Annotated in this window: 15 protein-coding genes; 2 read left to right on the forward strand and 13 right to left on the reverse strand. The window is 46.9% G+C overall.

What is annotated here, in order from left to right; translation table 11 throughout:
• Nucleotides 1–320: 320 nt before the first annotated feature.
• The 11 genes from VSQ61_RS03310 to nifJ all read right to left on the reverse strand — a co-directional run bounded on the left by VSQ61_RS03310 (nucleotide 321) and on the right by nifJ (nucleotide 14,895).
• A complete protein-coding gene (locus tag VSQ61_RS03310; protein ID WP_334343013.1) occupies nucleotides 321–1,157 on the reverse strand; it encodes a hypothetical protein in 837 nt (278 codons plus the stop codon).
• Nucleotides 1,060–2,628 carry a sensor histidine kinase gene (locus VSQ61_RS03315; RefSeq protein ID WP_334343014.1) on the reverse strand — a complete coding sequence of 523 codons (1,569 nt, stop codon included), beginning with the start codon at nucleotides 2,626–2,628 and terminating at the stop codon, nucleotides 1,060–1,062. Before VSQ61_RS03315 ends, VSQ61_RS03310 begins: the two co-directional genes overlap by 98 nt.
• 29 nt (nucleotides 2,629–2,657) lie before the next feature.
• Nucleotides 2,658–3,311, reverse strand: coding sequence for a response regulator transcription factor (locus VSQ61_RS03320; RefSeq protein WP_334343015.1), 654 nt, complete (start codon nucleotides 3,309–3,311; stop codon nucleotides 2,658–2,660).
• Nucleotides 3,304–4,434 (reverse strand): VCBS repeat-containing protein, encoded by a 1,131-nt coding sequence (locus VSQ61_RS03325; protein ID WP_334343016.1) that lies wholly within the window; start codon nucleotides 4,432–4,434, stop codon nucleotides 3,304–3,306. Before VSQ61_RS03325 ends, VSQ61_RS03320 begins: the two co-directional genes overlap by 8 nt.
• Nucleotides 4,431–4,964 carry an IbrB-like domain-containing protein gene (locus VSQ61_RS03330; RefSeq protein WP_334343017.1) on the reverse strand — a complete coding sequence of 178 codons (534 nt, stop codon included), beginning with the start codon at nucleotides 4,962–4,964 and terminating at the stop codon, nucleotides 4,431–4,433. The genes VSQ61_RS03325 and VSQ61_RS03330 overlap by 4 nt, the downstream gene beginning before the upstream one ends.
• A gap of 2 nt (nucleotides 4,965–4,966) precedes the next feature.
• Entirely contained in the window at nucleotides 4,967–6,292 is a 1,326-nt protein-coding gene (locus tag VSQ61_RS03335; protein WP_334343239.1) for a phosphoadenosine phosphosulfate reductase, read from the reverse strand.
• Nucleotides 6,293–6,518: 226 nt separating this feature from the next.
• Nucleotides 6,519–7,160 (reverse strand): type I phosphoribosyltransferase, encoded by a 642-nt coding sequence (locus VSQ61_RS03340; protein ID WP_334343018.1) that lies wholly within the window; start codon nucleotides 7,158–7,160, stop codon nucleotides 6,519–6,521.
• A 157-nt stretch (nucleotides 7,161–7,317) separates the two neighbouring features.
• Nucleotides 7,318–8,739: a rhamnulokinase gene (locus VSQ61_RS03345; RefSeq protein ID WP_334343019.1), complete on the reverse strand. Its 1,422-nt coding sequence runs from the start codon at nucleotides 8,737–8,739 to the stop codon at nucleotides 7,318–7,320.
• Between the two features lie 164 nt (nucleotides 8,740–8,903).
• A complete protein-coding gene (locus VSQ61_RS03350; protein ID WP_334343020.1) occupies nucleotides 8,904–9,701 on the reverse strand; it encodes a DeoR/GlpR family DNA-binding transcription regulator in 798 nt (265 codons plus the stop codon).
• Nucleotides 9,702–10,169: 468 nt separating this feature from the next.
• On the reverse strand, nucleotides 10,170–11,144 hold the full coding sequence (locus tag VSQ61_RS03355; protein WP_334343021.1) for an aldo/keto reductase: 975 nt from the start codon (nucleotides 11,142–11,144) through the stop codon (nucleotides 10,170–10,172).
• Nucleotides 11,145–11,358: 214 nt separating this feature from the next.
• Nucleotides 11,359–14,895 (reverse strand): pyruvate:ferredoxin (flavodoxin) oxidoreductase, encoded by a 3,537-nt coding sequence (gene nifJ, locus VSQ61_RS03360; RefSeq protein WP_334343022.1) that lies wholly within the window; start codon nucleotides 14,893–14,895, stop codon nucleotides 11,359–11,361.
• Nucleotides 14,896–15,548: 653 nt separating this feature from the next.
• Between nifJ and VSQ61_RS03365 the strand changes: the two genes are divergently transcribed.
• Entirely contained in the window at nucleotides 15,549–15,719 is a 171-nt protein-coding gene (locus tag VSQ61_RS03365; RefSeq protein WP_334343023.1) for a hypothetical protein, read from the forward strand.
• A 264-nt stretch (nucleotides 15,720–15,983) separates the two neighbouring features.
• Nucleotides 15,984–16,751 (forward strand): hypothetical protein, encoded by a 768-nt coding sequence (locus VSQ61_RS03370; RefSeq protein WP_334343024.1) that lies wholly within the window; start codon nucleotides 15,984–15,986, stop codon nucleotides 16,749–16,751.
• Between the two features lie 219 nt (nucleotides 16,752–16,970).
• Here VSQ61_RS03370 and dnaJ read toward each other — a convergent pair whose 3' ends face one another.
• Complete coding sequence (dnaJ, locus tag VSQ61_RS03375; RefSeq protein WP_334343025.1) at nucleotides 16,971–18,134, reverse strand: molecular chaperone DnaJ; 1,164 nt, start codon at nucleotides 18,132–18,134, stop codon at nucleotides 16,971–16,973.
• Nucleotides 18,106–18,228, reverse strand: coding sequence for a hypothetical protein (locus VSQ61_RS03380; RefSeq protein WP_334343026.1), 123 nt, complete (start codon nucleotides 18,226–18,228; stop codon nucleotides 18,106–18,108). Before VSQ61_RS03380 ends, dnaJ begins: the two co-directional genes overlap by 29 nt.
• Nucleotides 18,229–18,286 lie beyond the last annotated feature (58 nt).

Consider the following 18,286-nt stretch of genomic DNA (forward strand, 5'->3'; position numbering starts at 1 on the left):
TACCTCCCCCTTCTTATCCAGCTTTTATTCTCTATCTACAGCATATTCGGAAGGCACATCAAAATTTCATATTTTTGGCATCATTTTTGCATCTTTTGAGGATGCTTTTTGGATTTATTTAAATCTTGACTTTTTGGGGAAAATAGAATATGGTGGATTTGGTTAATGAAATCACTAAAAAATGCGATTGATTTTCACAGACAAAGCGAAAACCCCAAGAGTGCCAGCTCTTGGGGTTTTCTCGCTCGTTGCGGTGAGCTATTCCGTGCAGGCTGCTGCCTAATCATCTCTGTCCAGTCATTTGCAATCTCCACAACATTTTACGTCAATTTTATAAAGACCTCATTGACCCCTTCGTAAAATCCAATCGTAACAATCGTGCTCCTTTCCTCCATTCCCGGAAAACGATATTTCACAAAATCCGAAGTAGTTTCCATAAGGGGATTCTCCGAATCATAAGTCTCTCTGCCCGTAAGCCCCAGATATTCTCCCCAGGCATCCATTATCTGGTCCGGCTTCATCTGTGTCCACAGGCTGTCTGTGCGGGCATAAAAGCTGTAGATTTTCCCGGAATCCGCATCAATATAAGCATCAATCAGCCGGTTGGCCTTGTCCGCATTCTGCTGGCTGGTAGAAAGGCTCACATGCCACACTGCCATATTGTTCTGGGGCTCTAACACATCAATAGCCGAATAAAGAACGGCACTGTAGGCCAAGGGATCTACTTCCTTTACCTGCTCTGACAGAACGCCCAGCTTCTTCAAGGTCTCCAGCTCCTGATTACAGATAGTAAATATTTCCTCGTCTGCAATTTCCTTATCTGAGGGTCCCTGGCGGTTTGTCACAAAGGCATAGGTCCCCATCAGCCCCTCATAGCCCTGGGCGGAATTATCCGTCTTTGCCCTTGTGACCGCACTTAATTCACTTTCCGGAAGCACCTGACGGCTTAAGCACTCTGACAGCAGATACAGCTTTTCATTGCTGCTTAAGGTATAACGGTAGCCCTGGTTCGGGCCCTCCGTCTCTTCCTCAGTGATTTGATTTATAATTCCGTGATCCTTATAACGGGCGATCTGCTCCGGTCCCAGCACTGCTGCCAGCAGAATCAATACCGTTATCGCTATCACTGCCAGATTTTTGACCTTCTTTTGTTCCATTCTTTTCCATCTCCTCATTTGGTGTACCAAAAGAACTCTTTACCCTACTGTTTTCCTCGAAGCTTGGGACCGCCGGCTCATAAGGTATTAAAAAAGCAAAGGTGCTTCCCTCCCCCAGGGCACTTGTAATCTTAAGACTGCTCCCGTGAAGCTTCAAAATCTCCGCACAGAGGGCCAGACCCAGGCCGGCGCCGTTGTGACTTCTGGAACGGGATTTATCCACCATGTAAAATGCCTCTGTGATCCTCTGGCAGTCCTCCGTTGAAATCCCCATTCCGTAATCCTTAACCGCAAAGAAATATCCTTCCTGCCTGCTTTCTCCAATCACCTCAATAGGCTGTCCCTCCTCAGAAGCTTTACAGGCATTATCCGCCAGGTTCAAGAGTACAGATTTCAGAAGATCCGTCTCGCCGCATATATGCCCGGGTTCATACCGGAACCGGAAAGGATGTTCTTTTTTTTCTCTGTACATGTCCCTCAGATATCCAAAAAGCATCTCCACATCCACATCCTGAGGTGAGAGCCGTTCCCGTTTGGTTACGATAATGTCCAGCAGACGCAAGGACATGGCTTCCAGGCGCTTTCCCTCCGTATAAATATAATTTGCCGAAAGAAAATGCTTCTCATCATCTAATTTTCTGGAACGCAGCAGATCCGCATAGCCAATCACGGCCGTAAGAGGCGTCTTCAATTCATGGGAGAAAGCCGCAATAAAGTCCTCTCTGGCCTGCACCTCCGCCTCCAGCTCATGGATATTCTCCTCCAGCACTCCTGCCATATGGTTAAAGTCCCGTGTCAGCTGTCCCATCTCATCCCTGCTCACCTGCTCCGCCCGATAGCTGTAATCTCCGTCTGTCATTTTCCTTGTGGCCTTGGTCAGCAGCCGTATGGGTCTGGTCAGCCAGGTGGAAATAAAAAACATAACCACAGAACTTACGACCAGAATCAGCAGCATCATATTCCGGTATACGGAAAAGCCCCTGGTCCGCTCCTCATAAACTGCCGTCACGTCCCGCATGGTTTCCAGATAGAGAGTCCGATCCAGAGCAGTTATCTCTGTTCCTGTCTGAATATAATAGTGTTCATCCGGATGAATCACACGATAAACCCTTATTTGCTCCTGAATATTGACCAGCAGCTCCGTATCCTCCACAAAGCCCTCGCTGGAATAGAGAATCTCCCGATTTTCATCCGACAGCCGAAGAAGACGGGTGGAGCCCTGGCCCCGTTTTTCCAGATTGGCTCCGATCTCTTTTACTGCGGAATTTTGAAGCAGATCGTACTTGGCCGGAATATTAAGAGCCGCTGTCTCAAATGCAAACTGGAGAATGTTGCTGTCGTCTGCCGCCTGCTCCATTTCCCGCTCCATGGATGCCTCAAATACATCATTTACAAAGAAATATCCGCCGATTCCCAGTGCCGCCGCCATGGTAATGATACAGCTCAGCAATATTTTATACGAAAATTTCACGTGCCAGACCTCCAATTCCAGTTTCGCTGTTAGATTTCCAATCGATACCCTACCTTATAAACCGCCACCAGATTCTTTTCCCAGCCCATTTTTCTGCGAAGTCTCTGTACATGAAGCTCCAAGGTCCGGCTGTCCGCCAGGTACTCGTCTCCCCAAACCTTTTCGTAGAGGGTTTCTTTGAAAAGGGCCACATTTTTATTTCGAATAAACAGCACTAAAAGTCCGTATTCCTTATTGGTCAGCACCACCGGCCGGCCCGCTCTGGTCACTTTCCGGGCCTCTAAGTCCACGGTCACATCCCCTGCGGCAAGAATCTGCTCCGTCTTATGGAACCTGCGCAGTACCACTTCCACACGGGCGATAAGCTCCAGCACATCAAAGGGTTTTACCAAATAGTCCTCCGCTCCCAGTTTCAGGCCCTTAATCTTATTCTTTACCTCTCCCCTGGCTGTGATAAAAATAACCGGAACCTTCAGGGGGCGAATATATTCCATAATATCAAAGCCGTCAGCGCCCGGAAGCATAATATCCAGAAGAATCAGATCAAAGGTTTCCCGTTCAATCAGGTCAATGGCCGCCAGACCATCCTGTACACTTTTACACTGATAACCTGCCGCTGACAAGTTAATATCTATCAAATCGCAAATAGGCTTTTCATCGTCTACAATCAAAATCTTAATCATCTGTCTCTACCTGCCATCCCCAGTATTCCCGGATCTTTTGTATTATGTCCTCCATGGTATCCTCTTCCGTATATTGATAATAATTCTCAAAGCCTGTATCCGCCTCAAAGCCGCTGGTCCGCTGGTAGTAAATGGAGCATATATTTTCCACCACCTTCTCGCCGGATTCATCCTCTCTGCTGTAACGTGCCAGCACCACCAGATCCTTCATGCCGTCCCCGTCCACATCTCTTCCGTTGATTCCCTTAAGAGAATACAGGCCGTCATAATCCAGCATAGGCTGAAAACTCCAGACAATCTCCCCCTGTTCATTTACCAGATAAATAAGAAAGAAATCATACCAGGCCATCCGAAACACGCCCGGAACCACCTGCAGCCGCCCCAGCCGCTCAAATTCCCGTGTATACTGCTGATCCTCAAAAATGGAAAATCCGTGCTCTTTCAATTCTTCCAGGGTAGTTGCCGTATACAGAAACTCCGTGGATACCCCGTCTCTCACAAAAAAGAGAATCTGATTGGTGCTTTTGTTCATGCTGAACCGGTTGATTTTATCGGAAATCCGCCAGTCCCGGTAGAGACTGCCCTCTCCCTGAAAAATCACATCTCCCACCTTATAGGGAATCCCCGCATAGCTTCCTGTGGGATTTTCACACCGGCTGATTAAGATAATATCCTTAAGGCCGTCTCCATTTACATCTGAAAATGCAACGCCGCTCACATCCTTTACCGCCTGCCTGAGCTCTCCGGCAATCCGGTAATTCGCCTCAAGCTGATTATACCGGTACGCCACCTGCCCCTCCTCATCCATAAAAAAGAGGGCCAGCCGGTTCAGACTGCGGTCAATGGCCGGAACAAGGAGCAGCTCTTCGGAACGAATGGATTCCAAAGTTACCGGAAATATCTGATCGTTCATGACCTCATACTGATTTTCTTCCAGGTCCTCCATATGATCAATGGAAGCAAACCGTTCCTCGTAAGCCTGATACTCTCTTAAAAGTCCCTCATCCTCTCCGGCTGCCTTTCCGGTGAGAATCGGAAAGAAAAGCAGCCCAATGAACAAGGCCCCACTTTCCAGGCCCCTTTTTACTTTTTTTCTTCCGCTTTTCTTCCACCTCCGGTTCATGGCTCTTCCCATTCCTCCTCAGCAGGTCTCCATGCCTGTCCAAACTTTACATCCTGAAACAGGGCCGCAAGCCCTGTAATCTGCTTCAGCCGCAGAATTTCATCCCGATCCATTCCCAGATGCCTGGAAATCCAGGCGTCGGAACGTCCCAAATCATGCAGCTCTTTCACAATATTGCTCATCAAATCCACGTCATGGTTTCCCCTTGCCCGATTGTGGCGGATGGTGCTTGCCATCCGGCGGTCAAGGGGCTTATCAATCACGGACACCGGAAGCCGGCCATCCTCCCGCTCATAGATATCCGGGTAATCCAGCATTACCCGATAGCGGTGAAAACCATCCACAATAATGTACACATCCCTGCTCTTATCGTAATAGCATACAATGGGCATAGTGTACCCGTCTTCCCGAATGCTCTCATAGAGCAGCTTCATCTCCGGAGGCGCCACCGTATTGGGATTGTAGGTATTTGGTTCAATCTTTCCGATTGGTACTGATATCACCTGGTAAACAGGACTTTTAAATTTCATAATTACATTTCCTCTAAACTTTTGTATTTGCTCCGAATGGCATCAATCTGCTTTTGCTGCTGGCGGCTGATTCCAAAGCCCATAAACCGGCAGGTATGATCATTTTTTAAAATGCAGTAGCACATTCGCTTCCAGCTTGGAATGTCTTTGGTGGATTTGATATCATCTGTGTGATCCGGTATCTTCCCTATGAATACAATGCGGGACTTCCGGTTTAGAGTATAATTAGAAACCCCGTTCCGGCGAATCCGATATCCATGCTCCAGAAGCTCCTGAATGGTTTCCTCATCCAGTCCTCCTCCCGTCTCATGCCAGAACTTAATAGAGGTATTGAACTTCTTTACATAATTATTGCGAAGCCGGGCAGGCAGGGTATCCAAAAGAAATTCCGTGTAGGACTTCCAGGTGTGTCCCTCCGGCAGGGTTATATTCCGATAGCCCATAGCCTTGGTCTTGCCATAAACGGCGGCAAAATTGGCTCCCTGAACACGCCCTACCAGCTTTACCCAAATCTCCGGGTCGATAACCCGGTAGAGATTCAGTGAGTCTTTCGAATAATCGTTAAAGGGTGAAGCCACACGCATCTGAGACACCTTTAAGCCTGCTTTATAGTAAAGGTCATAGAGGTGGTTGTAGTCATATTCAAAGATACAATTGGCATGCCATACATCCTCCAGGGACCAGTCATACATAGGAGAAGCGCACCATACGTCCTTAAAGGTTCTGCTAATCCAGCATTCTCCGTGATACCCATATTTTTTGTTTAAAAATCCGCTGTATCTTTGGAGAGATTCACTGGCCCGTATTCCAAGAAGACAGGCTGTTTTTTTGTTCTCATGGGACATTCGATACCACCGGCCGAACTGCTTGGCCAAATCCTCCTGATGCATCCGGTAGCGGTAAGTTGTGACGGGGTTATTTCCCATATGTATCACATATTTCCCTTTGGGAAGATCCCGAACCCAGAGCTCCTGTTTTTTATCGTCCCACGGATACCAGTACATTTCATAGCTTCCCACCGCCGTCCGGGTGGCCATGGGAAGGCATACCCAGTAAAGCTCCACCCCCGGCTCCTTTTTCAGGCGCTCAAAGGTTCGCTTTACATATTCTGTTGTCACCGTATACTGTGCTTCAAAATCCTGGTGAAATACTCCTATCCGTTTCTCTGGAAAATGCTCCTTTCGGTAATCCAATACCAGGTTCAGCAGAAGTCCGCTGTCTTTCCCTCCTGAAAATGAAACATATATATTGTCAAATTCCTCAAAAATAAATTTCAGCCGTTTTCTGAGCGCTTCATACACATTCTGCTCCAAATACTCCCGTACCATCATGAATCTCCTCCTGGCTGTACTGTCTTTTGTAGTCCTGCATAACGGTATCTTCTAAGGCGGACGACCTCCGCTAAAATATAATTTATCACATTGCCCAAGTAAATTCAATAAAGCAAAAACAACTGGGAAAAATGATGCAAAAAAGATGCGAAAAAGACCTCCCGGCAGCTCTCTGGCTTTATCCGAAAGGTCTTTTTCTTTATCCTGCTATCCGCACTATTATTTACTCAATCTTGCTGTATCCAAAGGTATTCACAATGGCATCCACTTTCTGATTATTCTTGCACATAGGACAGTTATGAAATTCATAGGTATGGTAGTCCGGAATATCTTTCTGAGTAAAAATGGACTTTACTTCAATGGAACGGGCCTTATTCACCGCACTGAAAATAGCATTGATTCCCTGGATTCTTCCGCCGTAATACTCAATGCATTTTAAGTTCTGCTCCAGAGTTTTTCCCGTGGTGGCCGTAGCCAGAAGAAGCAGCACATTCTTATCCCGAATCATCATCTGCATATTATCCCGGAAAATAATCTGTCCGTCCGTATGGGGCTCGGGACTCGCTATGTAAATAGTCTTGTGCCGGTTCATGGACATAATTCCCGCATTGGTCAGCTCCTCCGCCAGATAAGCCCCGATTACGGCACACCCCTCCACACAGACAATGGTATCCACCACCGTGTAGTTGCAGTATTGCGCCAAAATCCTGGCCGCAGCCTGCGCCTCTTTCTGTCTCGTCTTCAGCATGGCCAGATCAATATAGTAATTGATATGGGAATGATTGGTAGCAAAATGGCCGGGAATAACTCGAAGCAGCACCTCCCGATCTGCCTGTGCCGGAATCTTATACATACGTGTTTCCATAAAGCCTGCCTCCTTTTCTTCTTTAATATGTATTCTCAAAATTCTCTTGCCGCCTCCATTGCCAGCTTCAAGAATACACTTATTTTTTTCTGCTTTTTCAAATTTTTGTTCTTGCTCTTAAAGATAAAGGTGCTTTTTAGAATTGCAGATTTTTCCCTTACGGCTCATAAAATTTCAATTCAAAAGAATTCTTGATAATCTCACGTCCCTCGGCAATGCTCTTAACGGCTCCCGTGGCCACAAACTGTACAATGCTGTTCCCAAGGACGGACCCCTCCGTAGGACCTGCCACCACTCGCTTTTTGGTGGCTTTCGCCGTCAGCTCGCAGAGCAATTCATCCTGAATGCCGCCGCCTACCATATTAATACAGGGAATGGTTTTTCCGGTAATCTCCTCCATACCCTCAATAGACTTCCGGTATTCCTCCGTCAGACCATTGTAAATAGCCATAGCCATCTCGCCTAAGCCCTTCGGTCTGCCCTGGCCCTTTTCCTCGCAGTAGGCCACAATCTCTTTCATCATATTCAAAGGCGCCGTAAATCTCGGATCCTTGGGATCGATGATAAAGTCCTGACGCTTGGCTGCTCTGGCTGCCTTGATAATATCCGGGAAAGATACCTCCTCCTCAAATTCGCACCAGTTCTTTCTGAGGTTCTGCATAATCCAAAGACCATTAATATTCTTCATAAACTGAATCTTGCCGTCAATACTACCCTCGTTGGTGTAATTGTACTTATAAGAAGTCTCATTTAAAATAGGTTCATCCAGAACAATCCCCAGCAAAGACCAGGTTCCGCAGCTTAAAAATGCCGCATCCTGAGACTCCAGCGGCGCACCTGCCACAGCAGAGGCCGTATCATGGCTTCCCACGGCAATCAGCTTCACACCGGAAAGTCCTGTTTCTTCCTCCACCTCAGGAAGCAGATCCCCAATAACAGTTCCCGGCATTACAATGTCACCAAAGAGCTCCTTTTTCAATCCCAGCTTCTCAATCAAATCAAAATCCCACTCCCGCTTTCTGGCATCCAAAAGCTGAGAAGTGCTGGCAAAGGTATACTCCGTATACATAATTCCCGTGAGGAAATACCCAAACAGTTCCGGCATGAAGAGCAGTCTCTTGGCATTGTCCAGGATCACCGGACGCATGCCTTTCTCCGCATAAAGCTGGAAAATGGAATTAAAATACATAAACTCAATTCCCGTCCGATTGTAAAGCTCTTCCAAAGGAATAATCTTCCCAATCTCTTCCATTACGCCATCTGTTCTGGGATCCCGATAATTAACCGGATTGCCAATCAGATTGCCGTCCTTGTCAAATAATCCGTAGTCCACACCCCAGGTATCCACAGCCAGACTTTGAATCGGAACCTTTTTTGCTGCGGCCTTTTTAAGGCCCTGCTTCATTTCATGATACAGACGGAACAGATCCCAGTAAATATGTCCTCCGATCCGTACCTCATTGTTCGGAAAGCGATGCAGCTCTTCCAGCTCCAGCTTTCCATCCTCCAGCTTGCAAAGAACCATTCTTCCGCTGGATGCTCCAAAGTCAAACGCCAGATTGTAAAAAACCTCTCCCATAGTAAATAATTCCTTTCTATTATTAGTTCCGCAATACCCTTTCCAGCACCACTAGTCTAGAACGATTTCTGACCACAAAAACATGTGTCCATAAATCGTTCTGGCACTGTCAGGGTATTGCTGTTTTAGTTCCGCAATACCCCTTGCGTCACCTATTACCTCACTTATTCCTCCGGCACAACCAGACGCACTCCCCGTTCCGCCAGAAATGCCTTCCATTCCTCTGCAAGATTCCGGTCTGTTACCAGAATGTCGCCCCGCTTCATCTGCATGGTTTTTACAAAAGAAACCTTGTCAAACTTGCTGCTGTCCACCGCAAGAACCGCCGTATCCGCACAGGAATACATCACATTCTTAATGTCACTGTCAAGCTCATTGGAATCTGTCAGGCCGTTATGAATATCAATTCCCTTGCAGGAAAAAACCGCTTTGTCCACATGGTAGCCATTTAATACCTTTTGAGCTGCATTTCCCACCAGAGACAGGGAGGTTTCATTTAGATTTCCTCCGGTAGATATCACCTGAATCCCCTCATGGCCTGCCAGTTCAATCAGTACCTCCACAGAATTGGTGATTACAGTCAGCTTACTCTTGCTCTTCAGCTCCTTAGCAATCATCAGAGAGGTAGATGAGGCATCCATCATGATCCGATCTCCTTCTTCTATGAGATCCGATACCAGCCTGGCAATAATCTGCTTCTCACTGCGGTTCGTCTTCTCTCGAATTCGCAGAGGCATATCCACCTTCGTATTTTTATTCAGGACAGCGCCGCCATAGGTCTTCTTTACATAGCCCTCGCTCTCCAGCTTCTCCAAATCCCGGCGGATCGTCTCATCCGTCACATCATACCGTTTACTCAGCTCCGATACTAAAACCCTCTGCTCTTTTTGCAGAATCGCCAGAATCTCATTTTTCCGTTCAATGGCCAGCATGACTATCACCCGTTTCAAGTATTGCAGCATCTCTTCTAATACTCCATATACAACAATTTCTGTCCGCTAAATGCTGCCTCCATAAATTGTTTTGACACTGTTGGAGATACTGCTGTTTATAGTTTCCCAATATTTTTATCTCTTTGTCCAGTTTAACACATTTCTTTTTGTTTTTATAGGTTTTTTTGGTGACATTTTGGTAAAAATTTTACGAAATCGTTACAATTCACACCAACGCCAGATTTTGCCGGGTTTTTATTTATTAAGGTGTGAATTGCAACGGGGACTGCCCATTTAAAGTCGCCTTTGGCGAAGGGCAGTCCCTTTGGCTCCATAACTGCATTGGCTCCACACCAATCAGCGGAGTGATTGGCGTGGGGGTGAACAATAACATGAAATGAACAAAAAGCCGCTGAAATAATAAGACTACCGCAATGTATTCACTTAAATATGACAAAATTTATGCATACATCACAGCAGTCTTTCATAAGTATCTTTTTATTCTTCTAACAGTTTCACGTAATCCTCTTTTGTAAAAGGTATTTCCAAAGCTTTGCAGGCATCTATCACACGCTCCGGACTGGAGGAGCCATACAAAGGAACGCAGGCAAAAGGCTGGCAAAAGAAAAATCCCAATATCACCTGCGTAAGAGAGCATTCATATCTCTTTTGAAGCTCTTTCATTCTATGGGCCACCCTCATATTCCCCGGCGTATAGTAAGCATTTTCCTGTACTCCTTCCTCGCCTTTCGCCTCAAGAATGTGGAAAAATCCGCTGCAGTTTCCCATATAAGGCATTGCCAGGTTTCCGGGATTGTCCATATGATACTGATAAGACTCGCCTTTGATATAGCCCAATGTATCATCAGCAAGAGGATTCATATACTTCATTCCCAGGTTCAAAAGGCTCTGGTCTGCCACGAAACTGCGGTATCCTTTTTTTGCACAATAGTCATCTGTAGCTTTCATTCGATCCGCATCCCAGTTGGAGCAGCCATAATAACGGATTTTTCCGGCTTTCACGAATTCCTCCATGACCTCAATTTCTTCCTCCACAGACTGGCTCCTGTTATCTCTGTGGTAAAAATAGAGATCAATATAATCTGTACGAAGCTGCTTCAGTGACCCGTCCAGATCCTCCGTCATATCCCCACGAGTCATCCGGCTCTCATGAAGATCCGGAGTGGTTCTTGTCATATCCGGATGTCCCCCTTTGGTAATCAGCACGATCTGGCTGCGCTTGCCGCTGCGTGCCAGCCAGTCGCCTACCACACGCTCGGAACGTGCTTTCTCTCCAGGTACCCAGTCAGAATACACATGTGCCGTGTCAATTACATTACCGCCCTGCTCCAGATAGGTGCCGATAATCCGATCCGCTTTTGCCCCATCCCATTTGAGACCTGCGTCCACAGTACCCAGACCGATGGGATACAGGGACAGATCCGTATTTGGTATTGCAATTCGTTTTTCCATCCTTATGCCTCCGTTTCCTTTCTATAATTTCATCTTTAGGATACCGTTTACCGGAATCAAAGTCAAGAAAAGCAGGGCTGCTTCACGGGAAAAATTCTTATTTTCCCCGTGAAGCAGCCCTGCCGCTGCGATTCCAGACATTCATTATTCACCAAATATAGGCGCATATTCTTCCTGCCTGTTCTCATTCTATCATTCGTTATGATTCATACTCTTACTCAGCCTTATATAAATCTCCAAGCTTCTTCAGATACTCATATCTTGCCTTAGCAGTTGCTTCCGCCTTGTCAAACAGCTCCGCAGCTCTTTCCGGATTTGCACGCTTCAGAGCATTGTAACGTACCTCGCCGTCCAGGAACTCCTTGTAGTCTCCTGTGGGCTCCTTGCTGTCCAGAGTAAAGGCATCCTTGCCCTCTGCCGCTGCAGCCGGATTGAACCGGAAGCAGTGCCAGTAACCAGCCTTAACTGCCAATTCTTCCTCGGTCTGAGCCTTGCTCATGCCCTTCTTAATACCATGGTTGATACAGGGAGCGTAAGCAATGATAAGGGACGGTCCCGGATATGCTTCTGCCTCTGCGATTGCCTTTACACACTGATTAAAGTCAGCACCCATAGCAATCTGTGCAACGTATACATAACCATAGCTCATAGCGATGGAAGCCAGATCCTTCTTCTTCACATCCTTACCGCCTGCTGCAAACTGTGCAATAGCACCGGTAGGAGTAGCCTTGGAGGACTGTCCGCCTGTATTGGAGTAAACCTCGGTATCGAATACCATTACATTTACATCCTGTCCGCTTGCCAGTACATGGTCAACGCCGCCGAAACCAATATCGTATGCCCAGCCGTCACCGCCGAAGATCCACTGAGACTTCTTAGCCAGGAAATCCTTATCCTTAAGGATCTCTTTGCCCTCGTCGCATCCGCATGCCTCTAAAGCCGCAACCAGCTTATCGGTAGCTGCTCCGTTGGCTGCTCCTACATTATAGGTATCAAGCCACTCCTGTGCTGCTGCCTTTACATCGTCTCCAGCCTTGACCATCAGAGCCTCAACCTTTGCTTTCAGACCGCCTCTTACGGCACGCTGAGCCAGACTCATACCATAACCGAACTCTGCCGCATCCTCAAACAGGGAGTTGGACCATGCAGGACCCTGACCCTTCTGATTTACAGTGTAAGGTGTGGAGGGTGAGGAGTTGCCCCAGATAGAGGAACATCCTGTTGCATTTGCAATATACATTCTGTCACCGAACAGCTGCGTAATCAGCTTAGCGTAAGGTGTCTCACCACAGCCTGCGCATGCTCCGGAGAACTCAAGGAGCGGTGTCTTGAACTGGCTGCCCTTTACGGTAGCTTCCTTAAACTTAGCGATAACATCTGCTTTCTCCGGCAGGGTTACGCCGTAATCGAATACCTTCTGGGACTCGATGTTGGCTTCCATGTTCTCCATAACAAGTGCCTTTGCCCCCTTCTTGCCCGGGCAGACATTTGCACAGGAGCCGCAGCCTGTACAGTCAAGTGCGGAGATAGCCATTACGAACTTGTACTCCGGCATTCCGGTCATATCCAGCATCTTGGTTCCTTCCGGTGCCGCTGCTGCTTCCTCTGCAGTCATAGCGATAGGACGGATAACTGCATGTGGGCAGACATAGGAACATCTGTTACACTGGATACAGTTCTCCGGCTGCCATACAGGAATATCTACGGCAATGCCACGCTTCTCATAAGCCGAGGAACCGCTGGGAGTGGTGCCGTCCACATAATCCTTAAATGCGGATACGGGTAAGGAATTACCCTCCTGAGCATTTACCTTTGCCTGAATATCATTAACAAAGCTTACTACGTCCGCTCTTCCGCCCTCTGCATGGGTAGTAGTCAGTCCCTCGTCTGCTGCGCTCTTCCAGCTCTCGGGAACCTGAATCTCTACGATCTGCTTTGCGCCTGCATCAATGGCGTCATAGTTCATCTGAACGATAGCATCACCCTTACGTCCGTAGGTTGCCTTTGCTGCAGCCTTCATCAGATCGATAGCCTGCTCCTCAGGAATGATGTTAGCCAGCTTGAAGAATGCGGACTGAAGCACGGTGTTGATACGTCCGCCAAGTCCGATCTCTTTACCAATCTTAATACCGTCAATTACATAGAACTTAATATTGTGATTTGCAATAAAGCTCTTTACCTGTCCGGGAAGATGCTTCTCAATGCCATCCATATCCCAGGGGCAGTTCAAAAGGAAAGTTCCTCCGTCTACCAGCTCCTGTACCATATTGTACTTGCGTACATAGGAAGGATTGTGGCAGGCTACAAAGTTTGCCTTGTGAATCAGGTAGGTAGACTTAATGGGGCTCTTACCAAAACGCAGATGAGACATGGTTACGCCGCCGGACTTCTTGGAATCATAGTCAAAGTAAGCCTGTGCATACATGTCTGTGTTGTCACCGATGATCTTGATGGAGTTCTTATTTGCACCAACCGTACCGTCAGCGCCAAGACCCCAGAACTTGCAGTTGATGGTTCCTTCCGGAGTAGTTACCAGAGGCGCACCCGGATCAAGGGACAGATTGGTTACATCATCTACGATACCAATGGTGAACTTCTGCTTGTCTGCATTCTTGTATACGGCTACGATCTGAGCCGGTGTAGTGTCCTTGGATCCAAGTCCGTAACGGCCGGTAAAGATCGGTGTGTCGTTGAACTTTGTACCCTTGAGAGCTGCAACTACATCCAGGTAGAGGGGCTCACCCAGAGCTCCGGGCTCCTTGGTTCTGTCAAGAACCGTAATCTTCTTAACGCTGTCCGGAATAGCAGCTACCAGTGCCTCTGCGCTGAACGGACGGTACAGACGTACCTTTACAACGCCAACTTTCTCGCCTGCTGCTACCAGATAGTCAATAGTCTCTTCAATGGTATCGCATACGGAACCCATAGCCACGATCACATGCTCCGCATCCGCTGCACCATAGTAATTAAACAGCTTGTAGTCTGTTCCAATCTTTGCATTTACCTTGTCCATGTACTCCTGAACGATTGCAGGCAGTGCATCGTAGTAGGGGTTGCATGCCTCTCTTGCCTGGAAGAAAATATCCGGGTTCTGAGCGGAACCTCTCTGGCAGGGATGGTTGGGATTCAGAGCATTTTTACGGAATGCGTCAATAGCATCCATATCAACCATATCCTTCAGATCTTCATAATCCCATGTCTCAATCTTCTGGATCTCATGAGAAGTCCGGAAACCGTCAAAGAAGTTAATGAACGGAATCTTACCCTTAATTCCTGCACAGTGAGCAACAGGCGTTAAGTCCATAACCTCCTGCACGCTGGACTCACAGAGCATAGCCGCACCGGTCTGACGACATGCATAGACATCAGAGTGATCTCCAAAAATAGATAATGCATGGCTTGCAAGAGCACGTGCGGAAACATTGAATACACCGGGAAGCTGCTCGCCGGCCACCTTATACAGGTTGGGAATCATAAGCAGCAGACCCTGGGAAGCAGTAAAGGTGGTAGTAAGAGCACCTGCTGCCAGAGAACCGTGTACAGCACCTGCCGCACCTGCCTCAGACTGCATCTCCGTTACCTGTACGGTTTGTCCAAAGATATTGGTTCTTCCCTGTGTTGCCCACTCATCCGTAGCCTCAGCCATAACGGATGACGGTGTGATAGGATAGATTGCAGCAACATCTGAATATGCATAGGATACATGAGCCGCCGCATGATTACCATCCATGGTCTTCATTTTTCTCGCCATTTTGTCTTTTCCTCCTTAAATTGTTATGCCCTGGTAAGACTTTCCCAAGCGGGCGCTAGGGATACTTCCAAAGCATTCCATATGTAAATTATTCTAACATATCCCCCTTAAATTGTCCATTTCAATGTTGTATTTTTTGCTGTACAAAACTCCTGGTTTGTTACAATTCACACCCTATGTCAGATTTTATAAAGTTTTTAGTTTATAGGGGTGCGAATTGTAACAGGGACTGCCCATTTTAAGTCGCTTTCAGCGAGGGGCAGTCCCTCTGGCCCCATAACTGTGCTGGCTCCCAGCCAATCAGCGGAGTGATTGGCTGGGTCTGAACAGTAACCCTGGTTTACGCAATTTTTTTCATTTTGAAGTTATCATTCCTCTGTTTAAATCTTTTAATATCATTTGAAAAATATTTGATTCTTATACAAGCCAATACTTTTATGCCGACATTTTTATACAAAGTAATACATTTCCTTAATTATCCTTGATTTTACAATTTTCATTTGTTATACTGCTTTTGTAACAGCTTCTTATTATCTGGCAATTCGCCGCATATCCCTTTTACAGACAGAAAGGAGATTTTTTTGGAAACAAATCACGATTTATACAAACAGCCTTCCTTTTCTCCAAAATCTATTTTTTTCTGGGAACAGGGTATGGCAAAGGGCAAAGCAGGCTGCATTCTGGAAACATTGTCCGATCATGGAAAGGTTCCTCTCGGAATCCAGGAACAGATTCTGCACCAAACAAGCTTTTTTCAGCTGGATCGCTGGTTCCTTTTGGCCCGACAAGTGCGGTCCGTAGAAGAATTTATCAACCGTATGTAAGAAATCACATACCTTTTATATCTTTTCCTTCTGCTATTTTCTTTAACGCAACCGATTCATTCCTGTTTATTTCATGTAGCGGGATATCTTTCTTCTAAACCATTCTTTTGGAAAAGGTACTGGTAAAATTAATTTGACAATTGTAAAAGGTTTTTTTTAATGGACTGGTATTTTAAAGCGGGATCTATTATACTTAAAAATACCTTTTCAAAAGATGCTGTTTCGATTATACTTTTCCATTTTGGAAGTGAAAGGAGGATAATCTTGTTAGATTCAAATGATCTTTCGGCTATTGCCGAAATAGTGGAACATGCTATTCGGGAATCCGAGGTCCGTATGGCCGGGCTGATTCAGGGTTCCGAGACCCACATGACTGGGCTGATTCAGGAGTCTGAAACCCGCATGACCGGGCTGATTCAGGAGTCTGAAACCTGCGTGACCGGGCTGATCCAGGAGTCTGAAACCTGCGTGACCGGGCTGATCCAGGAGTCTGAAACCCGCATGACCGGACTGATCCAGGAGTCTGAGACCCGTATGACCGGGCTGATCCAGGAGTCTGAGACCCGTATGACCGGGCTGATTCAAAAATCTGTTCAGGAGTCTGAGACCCGCACGACCGGACTGATTCAAAAATCTATTCAGGAGTCTGAGACCCGCACGACCGGACTGATTCAAAAATCTATTCAGGAGTCTGAGGCCCGCATGACCGGACTGATTCAAAAATCTGTTCAGGAGTCTGAGACCCGCACGACCGGACTGATTCAAAAGTCTATTCAGGAGTCTGAGACCCGCATGACTAAACAAATGAAAAAAATGATTTACAAATCAGAATCCATGCTATTTGATGAAATGGATCGTTACGATAAAAAGAATGAAAAACGTTTTGACAAAATTGAGCATCAGCTCGAGGGGCTAAAAGATATCTATCGAATCACAAAAAATGAAGCAGAAACCATTAATATCCTGCTCCGTGCTATGGATAACTTTGAAAAACGCCTTACCGCTTTGGAGGTAAGAACTGCAACCGCTTAAGTCTGGCATTTCATACCCTGCGGGTACACCCTAACACCTGTCACTTGGAAGGGCAGACTTTACTTGTTTATGTATAATATTAGTAAAAAAATCTGCTACATATTTGATAGGATATAATGGTGTTCATGAATTACAGTTTCATGATACAGTTTGGCGCTGCGGATAATGTATTTCTTACTTCCGCAGCGCCAAATTTATCTTTGAAATCTTTATCACACTTCATTCATCCAAGGCTTCCTTCACCTTGTCCATAAACCGTTTCTTTCCTTTTCCGCTTTTTCCGGAATTGGACACGCCATTTACGGCATCATCATAAGCACGCAGAGCTTCCTTGGCATCCTTGCTTAAATCCGTGGGAACCTGAACTACCAAGGTTACATAATGATCCCCACGCACATTCTTATTCCGCAGGGACGGCACTCCCTTGCCCTTTAAGCGCACACGGGTATCCGTCTGTGTTCCGGCCTTTACATCATACTCTACCTCGCCGTCCACAGTCTTAATCCGCACAGTGCCTCCCAAAGCAGCCGTTACAAAGCTGATAGGCGCTGTAGAATAGATATTTGTATCCTGCCTCTGGAAAATGGGATGTCTGCTTACCAGTACCTCCACCAGAAGATCTCCTCTGGGACCGCCGTTCACGCCCGGTTCTCCCTTGCCCCGGATACGAATGCTCTGTCCGTTGTCAATTCCTGCCGGTACGGTCACGGCAATCTTCTTCTTATTTGAGATATAGCCGGTTCCATAGCAGTCCGGACATTTTTCCTTAATTACCTTACCCGTTCCGTTACAATCGGGACAAGTGCGCACATTCTGTACCATGCCAAAGAGAGACTGCTGGGTATAAACTACCTGGCCCTTTCCTCCGCACTTGGAACAGGTAATGGGAGAGGTGCCCGGCTTTGCTCCCGTACCATGACACTTATCGCACTCGTCTTTCAGCGTAAGTTCAATCTCCTTGTCACAGCCAAATACGGCCTCCCCAAAGGTGACGCGAATCTGTGCCCTTATGTTCGCTCCCTGCATAGGTCCATTGTTAGCCCTCCGGCTGCGGCCGCCGCCAAACAGATCGCCGAAAATATCCCCAAAGATATCTCCCATATCTGCGCCGGTAAAATCAAAACCGCCAAAGCCGCCTCCGCCGGCGCCGCCCTCAAAGGCCGCATGGCCAAACTGATCGTACTGACGGCGTTTGTCCGGATCGCTCAATACTGCGTAAGCCTCGGATGCCTCCTTGAACTTTTTCTCCGCTTCCTGATCTCCGGGATTCATATCCGGATGATATTTTTTTGCCAGCTGGCGGTACGCTTTCTTAATTGCGGCATCATCCGCATTCTTGTCTATGCCCAGGACCTCATAATAGTCTCTTTTCTGTTCTGCCATTCTTTCCTCCATCTGACGCACCTGCTGCGTCATCCAGGTTGATTCGGAAAATTATTTCCAAATCTTTATTTCCCCTTTTTGAATACTTCTTCATTTCTCCTGCCATTAAACTGTCAGCCATTATAATAAACCCACATGCATCCCATTGGCGC

This window comes from Candidatus Merdisoma sp. JLR.KK006 (assembly GCF_036941035.1).
GTDB lineage: Bacteria > Bacillota > Clostridia > Lachnospirales > Lachnospiraceae > Laedolimicola.